The organism is Streptomyces sp. Z423-1 (assembly GCF_013009255.1).
In the GTDB taxonomy this organism is placed as follows: domain Bacteria; phylum Actinomycetota; class Actinomycetes; order Streptomycetales; family Streptomycetaceae; genus Streptomyces; species Streptomyces gossypiisoli.
Genome location: NZ_CP053109.1, coordinates 6,624,430 through 6,639,092 on the forward strand (window position 1 = coordinate 6,624,430; position 14,663 = coordinate 6,639,092).

Here is a 14,663-nt window from a genome sequence, read left to right on the forward strand (position 1 = left end):
CCATCGTCTATCCCGCGCAGGCTAGTAGTTGTAGGTGTTGGCGAAGCGGGAGAGGGTGTAGTCCCAGCTGGTGGCGGGAACGGTGTAACCGGCGAGGCCGGAGTTGAAGAGAGTGTCCGGGCGTGCGGTCCAGGTCCACATCTTCACGCCGTCGTCGGCGAGGTGGTGCATGATCGAGAGATCGTCGCGGCCGTCGCCGTTGTAGTCGCCGACGACGAGCTGGGACCGGGTGATGTCGAGGCCGCCGGGGCTGTTGAGGGTGACCTTGGCCGAGCCGAAGCGGTCGGTGCCGTCGACGTTCTCCGACAGGATGGTGGAGGTCTTGTCGCTGCCGTCGGGATAGTCGTACCAGATGGTCGCGTCGTCGCGGCCGTCGCCATTGAAGTCGCCGGAGTGCGGGTAAGCGCGGTTCCAGTCGAGGGCGAGGGTCCGCCACCACACGGTGGGGGCGGCGAAGCCGCCGTTGGGCTGGGCGTTGAAGACGTAGGTCTTGATGCTGTCATCGCCCTGGCCGTAGAAGACGCTCAGGTCGTCGCGGCCGTCGCCGTTGAAGTCGCCAGTGATGATCTTGGCGCGGGTCCGTGCCCAGGTGCCGGTGGGGGCGGACCATGAGCTGGTGGGGGCGTTGAAGGTGCCGGAGGCGGTGGAGAGGTAGGTCCAGATCTTGGTGGTGCCGTCGGGGTACGCGTACCAGACGGCGATGTCGTCGCGGCCGTCGCCGTTGAAGTCGCCGGACTGGGGGGTCATGTAGGTCTTGTGGAAGGGGCCGCCGGCCGGGCTGCTCCAGGCTTCGACGGGTTCGGCGAAGGTGCCGTCGGGCTTCCCGAGGAAGGTCCACAGCTTGACGGTGGTGTCGCTGTAGCCGAGGAGGGCGGCGATGTCGCCGCGACCGTCGCCGTTGAAGTCGCCGGTGACGAGCTTGTGGTTCTTGGCTTCCCAGGCGCCGACGGGGAAGGTGAACCCGCGCTTAGGAGTGCTGATTCCTCCGTCGGTGGCGGCGAGGAAGGTGTAGATGTTGTCGGTGCCGGCCGTGAAGTTGTACCAGGCGGCCATGTCGCTGCGGCCGTCGCCATTGTAGTCGTGGCGCGGGGCGCTGTTGCTGGACCACTGCGACTGGTTCTGGGCGTTGTAGACGACGAGGTCGCCGACGTCGCCCAGGATGGCGCTGCCCCCGGGCGCGGAGGTCTTCGACTCCCACAGGGTGGTGCCGTCGGCCGCCTTCACGGCGAGGTTGCCGGTCTCGCTGAAGGTGGCGGTGGCTCCTGGGTGGCCGGCCGTTCCCGACGACCACAGGGTCTTGCCGGCGTTGGACGCCACGGTCAGGTTGCCGTCGGTGCCCATGGTGACCTTGGCCGACTTCGACAGCAGCGAGTCGCCAGGGCGCAGGGTCTGCCCGGCGGTCAGGGTCGCGCCGCCCGGGGAGCCGTCGGCGCGGGCGGCGACCGCGCCGGTGCGGGTCTCGGTGGTGCCGTGGCAGCCGCCCTGCCAGGAGCGGGAGTTGACGGCGACCAGTTCGTACGAGCCGCTGCCGGTCGTGCGCAGGACCGGGCCGCCGGTGTCGCCCTTGCAGACGGAGTCGTCGGCGGTCTTGCCGGTCATGGCGAGGGTGCCGTCGGCGACCGAGTCCAGGTTGAAGTCGGCCTGGTGGAGCCGGTCGGGCACCCATTCGGTCTTGGTGCGGCCGAAGCCGAGGGCAGTCAGCTCGTCACCGGCGGCGGGCGGGGTAGTGGCGAGCTTCACCGGGGTGATGCCGGTCGCCGGGGTGGCGAGGCGGGCGAAGGCCAGGTCGCGGCCCGCCCGGGGCACGATGTGGGTGACCTCGGTGACATGGCCACCGTCGGTGGCGGTCAGATCGACGCGGCCGATGGTGGCCACGGTCTTCAGCGCGGGCTTGCCGGCCGCCGGGGCGGTGCCTGACTGCGGGTCGGCGGCGAAGCAGGAGGCGGCGCTGACCAGCCACTCGGGGTCCACCAGGGCGGCGGAGCAGGAGCGTGCGCCGTTGCCGATGCTCAGGTGGGCGGTGAAGGCGAAGGTGCCGTCGTCCGGGGCCGGGGTTCCGACCACGGCCTGGGCGACGGGCACGGGTGCGAGCAGTACCGCGCCGACGGCGAGCAGGGCGGCGCGGCGCAGGTGTCTCTGGGGCAAGGACATGGGTGTACGGGCTTCCTCTCGGTGGAACGGCGTTGTCGGTTCCGCGGCCTACTGGGTGGCGCGCAGTTCCACCAGGGTGTGGTCGCGGGCCTCCGGGTCGGCGGTCTCGCCGACGGGGGTCCACTGGTTCCTGGTGATCTCGTAGGAGGTCTCGGTGCCGTCCACCGTCATGTCGGCGACGATCTGGTAGTCGTTGCCCTTGATACCGAAGACCTGCGGCACCTCCATGGCGATCCGGCCGGACGTGCCCTTCACGGAGAAGCAGAACTTGCTCATGTCCATGTTGCGCGCGAAGACCTCGATCAGACCGGTGGGGCCGCAGTCGGCGAGCAGGATGTGACCGTCGCCGCTGATCAGCCGGATACCGGTGTCGGCGTAGATCTGGTCGGCGTCGGGATAGGCGAAGTCCTCGACGGCGACCGGCGGCACGTCGTCGGCGGTGGCGATCGAGGCGCCGTTGAACAGCAGCGCGGCAGCGGCGGCGACGGCCGCGGTGGCCGCACCGGCCACCGCGAGTAGGGGTCTCATGGGCGGATCCTCCATTTTTCGAGCGAGCGTTCGGCTTTGCGTAGCGCCCTACTCGTATCAGCCCACTTGTGTCCCTCTCCCCTGAAAGGTTCCAGGGTGTGCACATCGGCACCTCGGGTTAGCATGCGACGCCCGATGCGCAGGATTCCGCCAGGTCCGCCCCGGGGCGGTAGCCTCATGTCAACTGGAGTGACATCAGGAGACGTTGAGTGCACTCAGCGGCAACTCGTAGTGCCCCGCGAGGCACGCTCATCCCACGAGATCATTCGCGGGCCGAGTGCGGCTTCCCGAGCCCTCCTCACAGCAGAGGGGCGTCAGCCGACTCGCACTCGAACCAGACCGTCTTGCCGCCGCCCGATCTCGGCTCCACGCCCCACTTGTCCGCCACCGCGTCCAGCAGCACCAGCCCGCGGCCGTTCTCCGCGTCCGGGGACAAGGTGGTGGACGGGCAGGGCAGTTGGGGCGAGCCGTCAGACACCTCCACCCGGGCGCCCGTCTTCTGACGCACGAGCAGCAGCGTGCAGCGGCGGTCCGGGACATGGCGTACGACGTTGGCGACCAGCTCCGTCACGCCGAGCTCCACCGCGTCGGCCAGGTCCGGCATCTCCCACTCCGTCAGGAGCGAGCGGACGATACGGCGGATGTGCCGCGCCGAGTGCTCGCCCACGGTCAGGCTCATGCGGTACTGGACGGGGCGCGGGGCCAAGTAGGCCGGGGGAAAGTATTCGTTCACGCTACGAGGCTGGCCAGCCGCGACTACTCTGGGCAACGGAACGGATACAACCCGTCCCGCAGTGGGCGGAGTTGCGTGAGAGGGGACCGTGCGTGACCCACATCAACGTCCTCGACCCGGGTGCCTCGCCGCTGGACTACTACGGCTACGAGCTGCGGCGACACCGGGAAGCGGCGGGACTGACACAGCGGCAGCTCGGGGAGATCGTCAACTACACCGGTTCGCTGATCGGGCAGATCGAGACCGCGCGCAAGCTGCCGACGCCCGCCTTCAGCGAACGGGTGGATGCGGCGCTGGGGACGGGTGGTCTGCTGTCCCGGCTTACCGAGTTGGTGTTGCGTAGCCAACTTCCGGCCTGGTTTCAGCAAGTCGCGGAACTTGAGGCGCGGGCCGTGGAAATCTGCGCCTTTCAGACGCATATGGTGCACGGTCTCCTTCAAACAGCGGCCTATGCGCGAGGCGTCCTCGGCGCACTGGACCAGAGCAACCTCGACGACCGCACCGCTGTACGACTCGCCCGCCAGCGTATTTTCAAGAAGGAGGAGCCGCCGGTCTTCTGGGCGATTCTCAGCGAGGCCGCTCTCTACCAGCAGATCGGCAACCCGGAGACCATGCGGGAGCAACTGGCCCACCTGTTGTCCTTCGAGGGTGACCCCCGGATCAACATGCAGGTGCTGCCGTTCTCGGTGGGCGCGCACGCGGGCCTCACGGGCTCATTCAACCTCTACCGCTTCCCGAGCGATCCGACCATCGTCTACACCGAGGGGTACGGCAGCGGGCATCCGACCGCCAATCCGGACACCGTCAAGAACTGCTCGCTCCGTTACGATCATCTCCAGGCCGCCGCTCTCTCCCTCAGGGACTCGGCGGAGTTGATCCGGCGCGTAATGGAGGAACGCTATGGCGAGCAACGCGATTCCGACGGTGGCCCAGTGGCGTAAGTCCAGCTACAGCAGCGACCAGGGCGGCCAGTGCGTCGAGTGCGCGCCCGTCGGTCTGGCCTGGCGCAAGTCGACGTACAGCAGTGACCAGGGCGGTGATTGCATCGAGATCGCCGAATCCCCCTGCGCCACCATCGCCATCCGCGACTCGAAGACCCCGACCGGCCCCATGCTCACCGTCGCCCCCGCCGCCTTCACCACCTTCGTCTCCTGGTCGGCGGCTACAGCCGCTGAATGATCGTGCCGGTGGCCAAGCCGCCACCCGCGCACATCGTCACCAGCGCGAACTCCTTGTCCGCGCGCTCCAGTTCATGCAGCGCCGTCGTGATGAGCCGGGCACCTGTCGCTCCCACCGGGTGCCCGAGCGCGATCGCACCGCCATTGACGTTGACCTTCTCCAGGTCCTGCTCGAAGACCTGCGCCCAACTCAACACCACCGACGCGAACGCCTCGTTGATCTCCACGATGTCGATGTCCTTCAACGTCATCCCCGCCTTGCCCAGCACCGCGCGGGTCGCGTCGATGGGCCCGTCGAGGTGGAAGTGCGGGTCGGCTCCCACCAACGCCTGGGCCACGATCCGCGCCCTCGGCTTCAGCTTCAGGGCGCGAGCCATCCGCTTCGAAGCCCACATGATCGCCGCCGCGCCGTCCGAGATCTGGGACGAGTTGCCCGCCGTATGCACGGCCGTCGGCATGATCGGCTTCAGGCCCGACAGTGCCTCCATGGACGTATCGCGCAGCCCCTCGTCACGGTCGACGAGCCGCCACATGCCCTGCCCGGCGTGCTGCTCCTCCTCCGTCGTGGGGACCTGCACGGCGAAGGTCTCGCGCTTGAAGCGCTCCTCGGACCAGGCGTTGGCGGCGCGCTGCTGGGAGAGCAGGCCGAGGGTGTCGACGTTCTCTCGGGTCAGGCCGCGGTGGCGGGCGATGCGTTCCGCCGCCTCGAACTGGTTCGGGAGGTCGACGTTCCACTCGTCGGGGAACGGCTTTCCGGGGCCGTGCTTCGAGCCCGACCCGAGCGGTACGCGGGACATGGACTCGACGCCGCAGGAGATGCCGACGTCGATGACGCCCGCCGCGATGAGGTTGGCGGTCATGTGCGAGGCCTGCTGCGAGGAGCCGCACTGGCAGTCGACCGTCGTCGCCGCCGTCTCGTAGGGCAGGCCCATGGTCAGCCAGGCCGTACGCGCGGGGTTCATGGACTGCTCGCCGGCGTGCGTGACCGTGCCGCCGACGACCTGTTCGACGCAGTCGGCGGGGATGCCGGTACGGCCGAGGAGTTCGCGGTACGTCTCGCCCAGCAGGTAGGCGGGGTGCAGATTGGCGAGCGCGCCGCCGCGCTTGCCGATGGGGGTGCGGACGGCTTCGACGATGACGGGTTCGGCGGCCATGAGGCAGTCCTCTCGTCCAGAACCGGGACCAGCAGGAACCAGCAGGAACCAGCAAGAACTGGCGGAGCCAGTGGAGAGCTAGTGGGAACTAGTACGTGTTCTAGTTCTGTGTGCAGTCTGCTGACGTGACGTCCGTCACCGCAAGGGTCTTGCAGTTTTCGGAGTCCGCCGTTACGTTCACGGCACTTCCTGATGGGCCGTCAGATGGCTGGAGCCGCCATGCCCTGTCCAGCGCTTCCCGACGGGTTCGACTTCACCGACCCCGATCTGCTGCACCACCGTGTGCCCCTGCCGGAGTTCGCCGAACTGCGCCGCGTCGAGCCGGTCACCTGGATCGCCCAGCCCCCGGGCCTGGCCGGATTCCAGGACGAGGGCTACTGGGCCGTCACGCGGCACGCCGACGTCAAGTACGTGTCGACCCACCCCGAGCTCTACTCCTCGTACCTCAACACCGCGATCATCCGCTTCAACGAGCACATCGAGCGGGACGCGATCGACGCGCAGCGGCTGATCCTGCTGAACATGGATCCGCCGGAGCACACGCGGGTGCGGCAGATCGTGCAGCGCGGGTTCACGCCCCGGGCGATCCGGGCGCTGGAGGAACGGCTGCGGGCGCGGGCGCACGCCATAGTCGAGAGCGCCCGCGCGCACTCCGGTCCGTTCGACTTCGTCACGGAGGTCGCGTGCGAGCTGCCGCTCCAGGCGATCGCCGAGCTGATCGGCGTACCGCAGGACGACCGGGCGAAGCTCTTCGACTGGTCGAACAAAATGATCGCGTACGACGATCCCGAGTACGCCATCACGGAGGAGGTCGGCAAGGAGTCGGCCACCGAGCTGATCGCGTACGCCATGAACATGGCCGCCGACCGCAAGCAGTGCCCGGCGCAGGACATCGTCAGCACGCTGGTGGCGGCGGAGGACGAGGGCAATCTCGGGTCGGACGAGTTCGGATTCTTCGTGCTGATGCTGGCGGTGGCGGGCAACGAGACGACCCGCAACGCCATCACGCACGGCATGCACGCCTTCCTCACGCATCCCGAGCAGTGGGAGCTCTACAAGCGTGAGCGGCCGTCGACGGCGGCGGAGGAGATCGTGCGCTGGGCGACGCCGGTGGCGTCCTTCCAGCGGACGGCGACGCAGGACACCGAGCTGGGCGGCAAGTTGATACGCAAGGGCGACCGGGTCGGCCTCTTCTACTCCTCGGCGAACCACGACCCCGAGGTGTTCGATTCCCCGGACGCCTTCGACATCACCCGTGACCCGAACCCCCACCTCGGTTTCGGCGGAGGCGGCCCTCATTTCTGCCTGGGCAAGTCTCTGGCGGTCCTGGAGATCGACCTCATCTTCAACGCGATCGCGGACGCGATGCCGGAGCTTCGACTGGAGGGCGACCCGCGTCGGCTGCGGTCGGCTTGGATCAACGGGGTGAAGGAGCTGCGGATCAGGGCGGGCTAGGGCAATAGCCTGGTACCGCCGATCTGCTCGACAGGAAAAACGCTGCTCAGGCGCGCACAATGGAGGTGCCGGCGCTCCGAGTCGGAGCGAGGGTCCGTCTCCGCAGTGTCCAGGGGAAAGACCATGACTGGACCGTCAGAGGTTCCGGAACGCCCGGTACACCACGATCTCCCCATGCCGACGCGTCGCGACTTCATCGCTCGCTCGCTGGGCGTGACCGCGGGGCTCGCCGGACTCCCCGGCGGAATCTCCGCCCCGCGGTCGGCCGAGCTGCCCGGCGGTACCAGTGTGGCTCTCCAGGCGCCGCTCATCCAACCGTGGGTCGCCAGGCACAACATGACCGACGCGCAGTACCGAGCGGAGTTCCACCGCCTCGAGCGCGAGAACTACCGACTCATGGATGTCTGCGGGTACCAAGCCGGTGACCAGGCCCGTTTCGCCGCCATCTGGGAGCAGCGGGCAGGACCCGAGCAGTTCTCGCTGCACGCTATTCCACTCGCCGAATACACTAGAGAATTCGACCTGCGCAAGGAGAATTTCCAACTCGTCCGGCTAAACGGTTACAACATCGCCGGGAACGTGTTCTTCGCGGCGATCTGGGATGGACGGTCAGGGGCCGGACTCAAGTGGTGGTCGGAGAAGAATTCCGAGCCGAAATGGTGGTCACGGCACGATGTCCCACAGTCCGAACTCCATGCCGTGATCAATGAACGCGAGGCAAGAGGCTATCGGCTCGTGGACATCAGCGCGTATCCCGGACAGGACTTCCGCGGCACCCAGTTCGCCATGATCTGGGAGCTGGCCGACGGACGGCGCTGGGGATGGATACCACCCCGGGTGCGCGAGTATTACCAGAGGGATTTCGAAAAGGTCCTGAAGCAGGAATACCGGCCCGTCCGGGTCAGCGCGTTCCTCCCCGGCGGCTCGGGGCAGACGGCGTACTACACCGCAGCCCTGGAGAAGTCCGTGAGGTGCCCTCTCTACGCTCGTCACGGCATCGACTCTCGCATGTACCAGCATGAGGTCGAGCATCAAGGACGGACGTACCGGCCCGTCTTCGTGGGTGGTTTCACGGCCGACTACGGGGGCGGCAAGAACGCGACGCCCGGGTTCTGCCCGATCTGGAGGCGGTGCGAGGCCGACAGCATGGTCCGGCACCTGGTGGACGCGTTCATGAAGGAGTTGGAGGTTCCGGGACTTTCGGTGGCGTTCGCTCAGCAGGGTGGACTGGTCTACGCTCAGGGCTTCGGTCTGGCGGACAAAGACACCGGTGAGAAGGTCACGCCCTCAAGTCTTTTCCGGGTTGCCAGCGTTTCGAAGACGATCACCTCCGCCGCCATCATGCAGTTGACCGAAGAGCGCGAACTCAGGCTGACGGACACCGTCTTCGGAGAGCGCGGAATCTTGGGAACGACATTCGGTGCGCAGCCCTACGGGGCCGGTATCGAAAGCATCACTGTCCAGAATCTTCTCGAGCATACGGCCGGACCTGGCTGGAGCAACAAAGCCCCTGATCCGGTGCAGGAACATCCTGAGATGAACCAGGCGGAACTCATCTCCTGGGTGCTCAACGAGCGCCCCCTGAACAACGCCGCGGGGACCGCCCCGGGTGCCGAGTTCGACTACTCCAACTTCGGATACGTCGTACTGGGGCGGATCATCGAGAGGGTCACCGACCAGCGCTACGACGAGTACGTCAGGCAACACATCCTGGCCCCGTGTGGGATCACTGGGATGCGGCTTGCCGGGAACACCCGCGCGGACCGGCGCCCTGGAGAGGTCACGTATTACGACCAGAACAAGGAGGACCCGTACGGCATCCTGATCACAAGGAAGGACGCCGAGGGAGGGTGGTTGGCCACTGCGGTCGACCTGATGCGTTTCGTCGCGCGAGTGGACCACTTCGCTGCACCGCCTGACATCCTGACCTCTGCGTCGGTCCGGGCCATGACCACACCGTCCACCGCCAAGGGGGCGAATGGCTACGCCAAAGGTTGGGCAACCCACCCGGCCACCGAGACGTGGTGGCACACCGGGGGCGTGCCGGGCAGCAGTTCCGTCTTGGTGCGTACCAGGCACGGTTTCTGCTGGGCGGCCCTCGCCAACACCCGGAAGACGGATGCCAATGACCGGGCTGATGTCGGAAAGAACACCGATGCAGCCCTCTACAAACTGATGTGGGACATACACGATCAGGTGGATGCCTGGCCCGAGAGGCAGAACCTGTAGCAGAAGACGGCGGCCCCGGGGATCGGGGGCCGCCGCCGTCTTGGGGGCTGGTTTTCAGCACCAGCCGAGGCTGTGGGTGTCGGCTCAGTACCAGCCGTTGGCCTGCCAGAAGTTCCAGGCGCCGACCGGGCTGCCGTAGCGGGACTTCATGTAGTCCAGGCCCCACTTGATCTGGGTCTGGGCGTTGGTCTTCCAGTCGGAGCCGGCGGCGGCCATCTTGTTGCCGGGGAGGGCCTGGACCAGGCCGTAGGCGCCGGAGGACGGGTTGGTGGCGTCGATGTCCCAGTTGCTCTCGTGCTGGACGATCTTGCTGAAGGCGTTGAACTGGGCGGCGTCCGGGATCATCTTCTTGGCGATCGCCTTGGCCTGGGCGGGGGAAGCGCCCGACGCGGCGTGGGCCGGGGCGGCGGACAGCGCCATACCGGCGGTGGCGGCGGCGACGGCGATGCCGGTGAGGGCCTTCTTCGGGGTGGCGATGCGGCGAAGGATGGAGACGGACACGAGCGAACCTTTTCGTCGGGGACGGGGGGTCGCGGCACGCCGTAACCACGCGGTGCGCGGCGGGGGCATGCGCCGGCGCCGCGGCCCTGTGGGCTCATCGGCGCCTTGCGACGTCGTCCAGAGAAGCAGCCGGGTGAAGTGTCCGCAATGACCCCTTTTACTAGTTGTGGTGGTATCCGGGGTGAAGGCTCCCTGTGTGACCTGGCTCTCAATGCGCAGGTCAGGGGGTGGAATGCCGCGTGCATGACAGCGCGTCGGATCTACGATCGCGGATCGTTGGTGACGTAGGTCATGTGGGGTGCTTCACGGTCCGGGTGACCGTCCGCGCGCGAGGGCTCACCCGCTGGTGACCGAGTGGGCGGGGCGAATGTGACCGGGGTCTCGAAGGCGGCGCGGCGAGTGGCGCGGCGGAGGGCCCTGAGGACCGCCGGGCCGAGCGTGAGGGTGAGGACGACCGTCACGATCGCGCGGCCCAGGTCCCAGCCGAGGGACGTGGCCAGGCAGTACGCCACGAAACGGGCCAGGTTTGCGGAGACCGGCGCGTCCGGGTCGAAGGCGATGTTCGAGGCCAGCGCGCTCATGAAGGGCCAGCCCGCTAGGTTCATGATCGTGCCGTAGGCGAAGGCCGCGAGGAAGCCGTACGCCGCCAGGAGGAGCAGCTCGGCGCGACCGCGGAGGCGGTCCCCAGCCGGGAGCAGGCCCGCCGCCATCGTGAACCAGCCCATCGCCAGCATCTGGAACGGCATCCATGGACCGACACCGCCCGTGAGCAGCGCGGACGCGAACATCGTGATCGCGCCGAGCACGAAGCCGAAGCCCGGGCCGAGGACGCGGCCGCTCAGCACCATCAGGAAGAACATCGGCTCGATGCCCGCCGTACCGGCACCGATCGGCCGCAACGCCGCACCCGTCGCGGCCAGCACACCGAGCATGGCCACGGCCTTCGGGCCGAGACCCGACTCGGAGATCGTCGCCGCCACCACCGCTATGAGGAGGACCAGCAGGCCCGCGAAGAGCCAGGGGGCGTCCTGGGCATGGGCCGCGACCTGCGAGGTGGGCGGGGCGAGGAAGGGCCAGAAGAACGCCGCCACGCCGACTGCGGTGGTGAAGGCGAGGGCGGCGAGGGAACGGGGGCCCAGGTGGACGGGGCCCTTCATGACAGGACCCTTCGTGACAGGACCCCTCATGACAGGGCCCTTCATGACAGGGCCTTCCGGACCTGGGCGACCGTGAGCCACTGCTGCGGGGCCAGGATCTTCGTGACCTGTGGGGCGAAGGACGGGGACGAGACCACCACGTCCGCCGTCGGGCCGTCGGCGATCACCTCGCCCTCCGCCAGCAGGATCACCCGGTGGGCCAGCTCGGCGGCCAGTTCCACGTCGTGCGTGGCGAGGACGATCGCGTGGCCCTCGGCGGCCAGCTCGCGCAGGAACGTGACCAGGCGGGACTTCGCCGCGTAGTCCAGGCCCCGGGTCGGTTCGTCGAGGAGGAGGAGTGGCGGGCGGGCGGTGAGGACGACCGCCAGTGCGAGCGTCAGGCGCTGGCCCTCGGAGAGGTCGCGGGGGTGCGTGTCGTCGGTGATACCGGGGAGCAGCTCGGAGATCAGCGCCCGGCATGTGCCGGGGGCGGCGCCCGCGTCGGCGTCGGCGGCCGTGCACTCGGCGGCGACCGTGTCGGCGTAGAGGAGGTCGCGTGGTTCCTGGGGGACGAGGCCTACCCGGCGTACGAGGTCGGGGGGTGCCGTGCGGTGTGGGGTCGCGTTGCCTACGCGGACGCTTCCGGACGTCGGCTGGACCAGGCCGACGAGGGCGGAGAGGAGCGTGGACTTTCCGGCGCCGTTGCGGCCCATGAGGGCGATGGTTTCGCCGGGGGTGATGGTGAGATTGATGTGGCGGAGGGCTTGGATGCGGCCGCGGGTGACGGTGAGGGCTTGTATTTCGGCCGCACAGGGGGGCTTTGAGATGGTGTGGGTGCGTTTGCGGCTGAACCATCGGCGGTGAGTGGCGCCCAATAGCTCGGGGGGTGTTGATTGTTGGCGGGTGCGGGTTTGCTGTGGCTGGTCGCGCAGTTCCCCGCGCCCCTGGGCGGCGATGTCGTGCCGTTCCTTGAGTCGGTCCCGGAGTTCTGCCGCGCGTCGCCGTGCGTCCCTGACCGTCAGCGGCAGGGGGGTCCAGCCCGCCAGGCGGCCCAGGGCCACGACCGGGGGGTACACCGGGGACACGGCCATCACCTCCGCCGGAGTGCCGAGGACCGGGGGTGCGCCGGGGGCCGGGAGGAGGGCGATCCGGTCGGCGTACTGGACGACCCGTTCCAGGCGGTGTTCGGCCATCAGGACCGTCGTACCGAGGTCGTGGACGAGGCGCTGAAGGACGGCGAGGACCTCCTCGGCCGCCGCCGGGTCGAGGGCGGAGGTCGGTTCGTCGAGGACGAGCACGCTGGGGTGCGGGGTGAGGACCGAGCCGATCGCGACGCGCTGCTGCTGGCCGCCCGAGAGGGTGGCGATGGGGCGGTGGCGCAGGTCGGCCAGGCCGAGCAGGTCGAGGGTCTCCTCGACGCGGCGGCGCATCACGTCCGGGGCGAGGCCCAACGACTCCATGCCGTAGGCGAGTTCGTCCTCGACGGTGTCCGTGACGAAGTGGGAGAGGGGGTCCTGGCCGACCGTGCCCACGACGTCGGCGAGTTCGCGCGGCTTGTGGGTGCGGGTGTCGCGGCCGGCGACCGTGACCCGGCCCCGCAGGGTGCCGCCGGTGAAGTGCGGGACCAGGCCGCTGACCGCGCCGAGCAGGGTGGACTTGCCGACGCCGGACGGGCCGACGAGCAGGACGAGTTCACCTTCCGGGACCTCGAAGTCGACGCCCTGGATGGTCGGTTCGGCTGCCCCGTCGTAGGTCACGGAGACGTCCTCGAAGCGGATCATGACGGTTCCTTGGGTGGTGCGGTGAGGAACGCCGGGAGCAGGCCGAGGAGTACGGCTGCCGCGGGCCAGAGGGGAAGCGTGGGGGCGACCAGGGGGATCACGCCGGGGTGCAGGGCGGTGGGGTCGATGGAGGCGGCGAGGATGAGGAGCGCGGCTACCGCGACGCCGGACGCGGCCACCAGGCAGGAACGGGGGTTCCAGGTGTCGGGACGGTAGCGGGTGCGGGGGGTGCGGCGGCCGCCCAGCCAGAGGCCGGCGAGGGCGGCGGCGAGGCCTACGAGGAGGACCGGCACGCCGTAGGTGCCGCCTTCGGCGGTGAGCAGGCCGTACGTTCCCGCGCAGACGCCGAGCAGGCCGGTGAGGGTGAGCGCGGCGGTCGTACGGCGGATCGCGGGCGGGACCTGGGCGGTACGGCCGTAGCCGCGGGCGTCCATGGCGGCGGCGAGGGCGACGGAGCGTTCGAGGGCGCCTTCGAGGACGGGGAGGCCTACGAGGAACAGGCCTCGTATGCCTCTGTCCGGGCGGCCGCGCAGGCGGCGGGCGGCGCGGAGGCGCTGGGCGTCGGCGATCAGGTGCGGGGCGAAGGTGAGGGCGACGACCACGGCCACGCCGGTCTCGTAGAGGGCGCCGGGGAGGGACTTGAGGAGGCGGGTGGGGCTGGCGAGGGCGTTGGCGGCGCCTACGCAGATCAGGAGCGTGGCCAGTTTCAGTCCGTCGTAGAGGGCGAAGACGAGGGTCTCGGCGGTGACCTTGCCGCCCAGGCGGATGCCCTGGGCCCAGGCCGGGAGGGGGACTTCGGGGAGGGTGAGGAGGGTGTGGGTGCCGGGGAGGGGGGAGCCGAGGGTGACGGCGAAGAGGAGGCGGATGAGGAGGACGGCGAGGGCGAGTTTGACGAAGGCGCCGTAGGAGCGGGACCAGGGGGTGTGGGGGCGGCAGGTGGTGACGACGTAGGCCGAGACCGTGATGAGGAGAGTGAGGAGGAGGGGGTTGGTGGTGCGGGTGGCTGCGGTGCCGAGGGCCAGGGACCAGAGCCACCAGGCGCCGGGGTGTGTCTGTGCCCGGAGTTGTGCCCGCCGGCGCGCGTGGTAGTTCGTCTGCGGGCCGTGCGTGGCTGGTCGCGCCCACGCGACGGTAGCCGCAGATCGATTACAGCCCCGCGCCCCTGGAAGGCGATGCGGCTCAGCCACGTCGACGGCGCCGGTTCTGCCACACAGCCGCAGCCCCCAGTACGGCGATCGCTGCGATGCCCGCCCACACTCCCGCCGCAGCTCCGGCGTCGGACTCGTCGTCCTTGCCCGCCGTGGACTGCTTGTCGTCCGTCACTTGCTCGCCGCAGCCCTTCTCCGGGTAGCCGGAGATCGCGCAGAGCAGGGCGTTGGAGTCGTAGCGCAAGGGCTTGGCGACCGCCGCCAGGGCCTCGGCCGTCGTCGCGTCGGGGGAGAGCCGGGCGCAGGCCGTGCGGGCGGGCGGCGGGGTCTCGCCGGAGGGGGCGTCCGATGCCGTACCGAAGTCGATGACCAGGGCCACCCGCTTCGTGCCGTCCCGCGCCGGGGTGTCGGCGCAGATCGTCGTGAAGTCGGCCGTGCCGCGGGGCTGGGACGCGTCGGCGGAGTCCTCGCTGATCGCGAAGCGGAAGCCCTGGACGTCGCCGTCGGCCGGGCGGGCGGTGGCGGGGCCCTGGGTGGCGTACATCCACGCCTCGCCGTCGCGCTCCCAGAACGACCAGTAGCGGTAGCCGGCGGCCTGCGCCTGACCGGTGTTCAGCAGGAGGAACAGCGCGGCCAGGAGCAGGGCGGCGATACGGCGGAACCTCACGG

13 protein-coding genes are annotated in these 14,663 nt (G+C 69.1%); 4 read left to right on the forward strand and 9 right to left on the reverse strand.

Translation table 11 applies throughout. The features are described from left to right. Window positions 1-21: 21 nt before the first annotated feature. The 3 genes from HJD23_RS29715 to HJD23_RS29725 all read right to left on the reverse strand — a co-directional run bounded on the left by HJD23_RS29715 (window position 22) and on the right by HJD23_RS29725 (window position 3,412). Window positions 22-2,145, reverse strand: a complete 2,124-nt coding sequence (locus HJD23_RS29715) for an FG-GAP-like repeat-containing protein (RefSeq protein ID WP_240980847.1) — start codon at window positions 2,143-2,145, stop codon at window positions 22-24. A 54-nt stretch (window positions 2,146-2,199) separates the two neighbouring features. Then, entirely contained in the window at window positions 2,200-2,679 is a 480-nt protein-coding gene (locus tag HJD23_RS29720; RefSeq protein ID WP_232107906.1) for a hypothetical protein, read from the reverse strand. A 298-nt stretch (window positions 2,680-2,977) separates the two neighbouring features. After that, a complete protein-coding gene (locus tag HJD23_RS29725) occupies window positions 2,978-3,412 on the reverse strand; it encodes an ATP-binding protein (protein ID WP_240980848.1) in 435 nt (144 codons plus the stop codon). A 92-nt stretch (window positions 3,413-3,504) separates the two neighbouring features. Between HJD23_RS29725 and HJD23_RS29730 the strand changes: the two genes are divergently transcribed. Next, entirely contained in the window at window positions 3,505-4,353 is an 849-nt protein-coding gene (locus HJD23_RS29730) for a helix-turn-helix transcriptional regulator (protein WP_171110970.1), read from the forward strand. Continuing rightward, window positions 4,313-4,591 carry a DUF397 domain-containing protein gene (locus HJD23_RS29735; protein WP_171110967.1) on the forward strand — a complete coding sequence of 93 codons (279 nt, stop codon included), beginning with the start codon at window positions 4,313-4,315 and terminating at the stop codon, window positions 4,589-4,591. The genes HJD23_RS29730 and HJD23_RS29735 overlap by 41 nt, the downstream gene beginning before the upstream one ends. Here HJD23_RS29735 and HJD23_RS29740 read toward each other — a convergent pair. Beyond that, a complete protein-coding gene (locus tag HJD23_RS29740) occupies window positions 4,575-5,744 on the reverse strand; it encodes a steroid 3-ketoacyl-CoA thiolase (RefSeq protein ID WP_171110965.1) in 1,170 nt (389 codons plus the stop codon). The genes HJD23_RS29735 and HJD23_RS29740 overlap by 17 nt on opposite strands. A gap of 219 nt (window positions 5,745-5,963) precedes the next feature. Here HJD23_RS29740 and HJD23_RS29745 point away from each other — a divergent pair, with 219 nt between their 5' ends. Both HJD23_RS29745 and HJD23_RS29750 read left to right on the forward strand, forming a co-directional pair. Next, window positions 5,964-7,199 (forward strand): cytochrome P450, encoded by a 1,236-nt coding sequence (locus HJD23_RS29745; protein ID WP_171110963.1) that lies wholly within the window; start codon window positions 5,964-5,966, stop codon window positions 7,197-7,199. Between the two features lie 174 nt (window positions 7,200-7,373). Next, entirely contained in the window at window positions 7,374-9,428 is a 2,055-nt protein-coding gene (locus HJD23_RS29750) for a serine hydrolase (protein WP_171110962.1), read from the forward strand. A gap of 84 nt (window positions 9,429-9,512) precedes the next feature. On the opposite strand, the gene HJD23_RS29755 is transcribed toward HJD23_RS29750, so the two are convergent. The 5 genes from HJD23_RS29755 to HJD23_RS29775 all read right to left on the reverse strand — a co-directional run bounded on the left by HJD23_RS29755 (window position 9,513) and on the right by HJD23_RS29775 (window position 14,661). Then, window positions 9,513-9,929 carry a transglycosylase SLT domain-containing protein gene (locus HJD23_RS29755; protein WP_171110960.1) on the reverse strand — a complete coding sequence of 139 codons (417 nt, stop codon included), beginning with the start codon at window positions 9,927-9,929 and terminating at the stop codon, window positions 9,513-9,515. Window positions 9,930-10,189: 260 nt separating this feature from the next. After that, window positions 10,190-11,086, reverse strand: coding sequence for an ECF transporter S component (locus HJD23_RS29760; RefSeq protein WP_232107905.1), 897 nt, complete (start codon window positions 11,084-11,086; stop codon window positions 10,190-10,192). Between the two features lie 41 nt (window positions 11,087-11,127). Then, complete coding sequence (locus tag HJD23_RS29765) at window positions 11,128-12,846, reverse strand: ABC transporter ATP-binding protein (RefSeq protein WP_171110955.1); 1,719 nt, start codon at window positions 12,844-12,846, stop codon at window positions 11,128-11,130. Then, window positions 12,843-13,868 (reverse strand): energy-coupling factor transporter transmembrane protein EcfT, encoded by a 1,026-nt coding sequence (locus tag HJD23_RS29770; protein ID WP_240981000.1) that lies wholly within the window; start codon window positions 13,866-13,868, stop codon window positions 12,843-12,845. The genes HJD23_RS29765 and HJD23_RS29770 overlap by 4 nt, the downstream gene beginning before the upstream one ends. Before the next feature lie 157 nt (window positions 13,869-14,025). Then, complete coding sequence (locus tag HJD23_RS29775) at window positions 14,026-14,661, reverse strand: SCO2322 family protein (protein ID WP_171110951.1); 636 nt, start codon at window positions 14,659-14,661, stop codon at window positions 14,026-14,028. Between the last annotated feature and the right edge of the window lie 2 nt (window positions 14,662-14,663).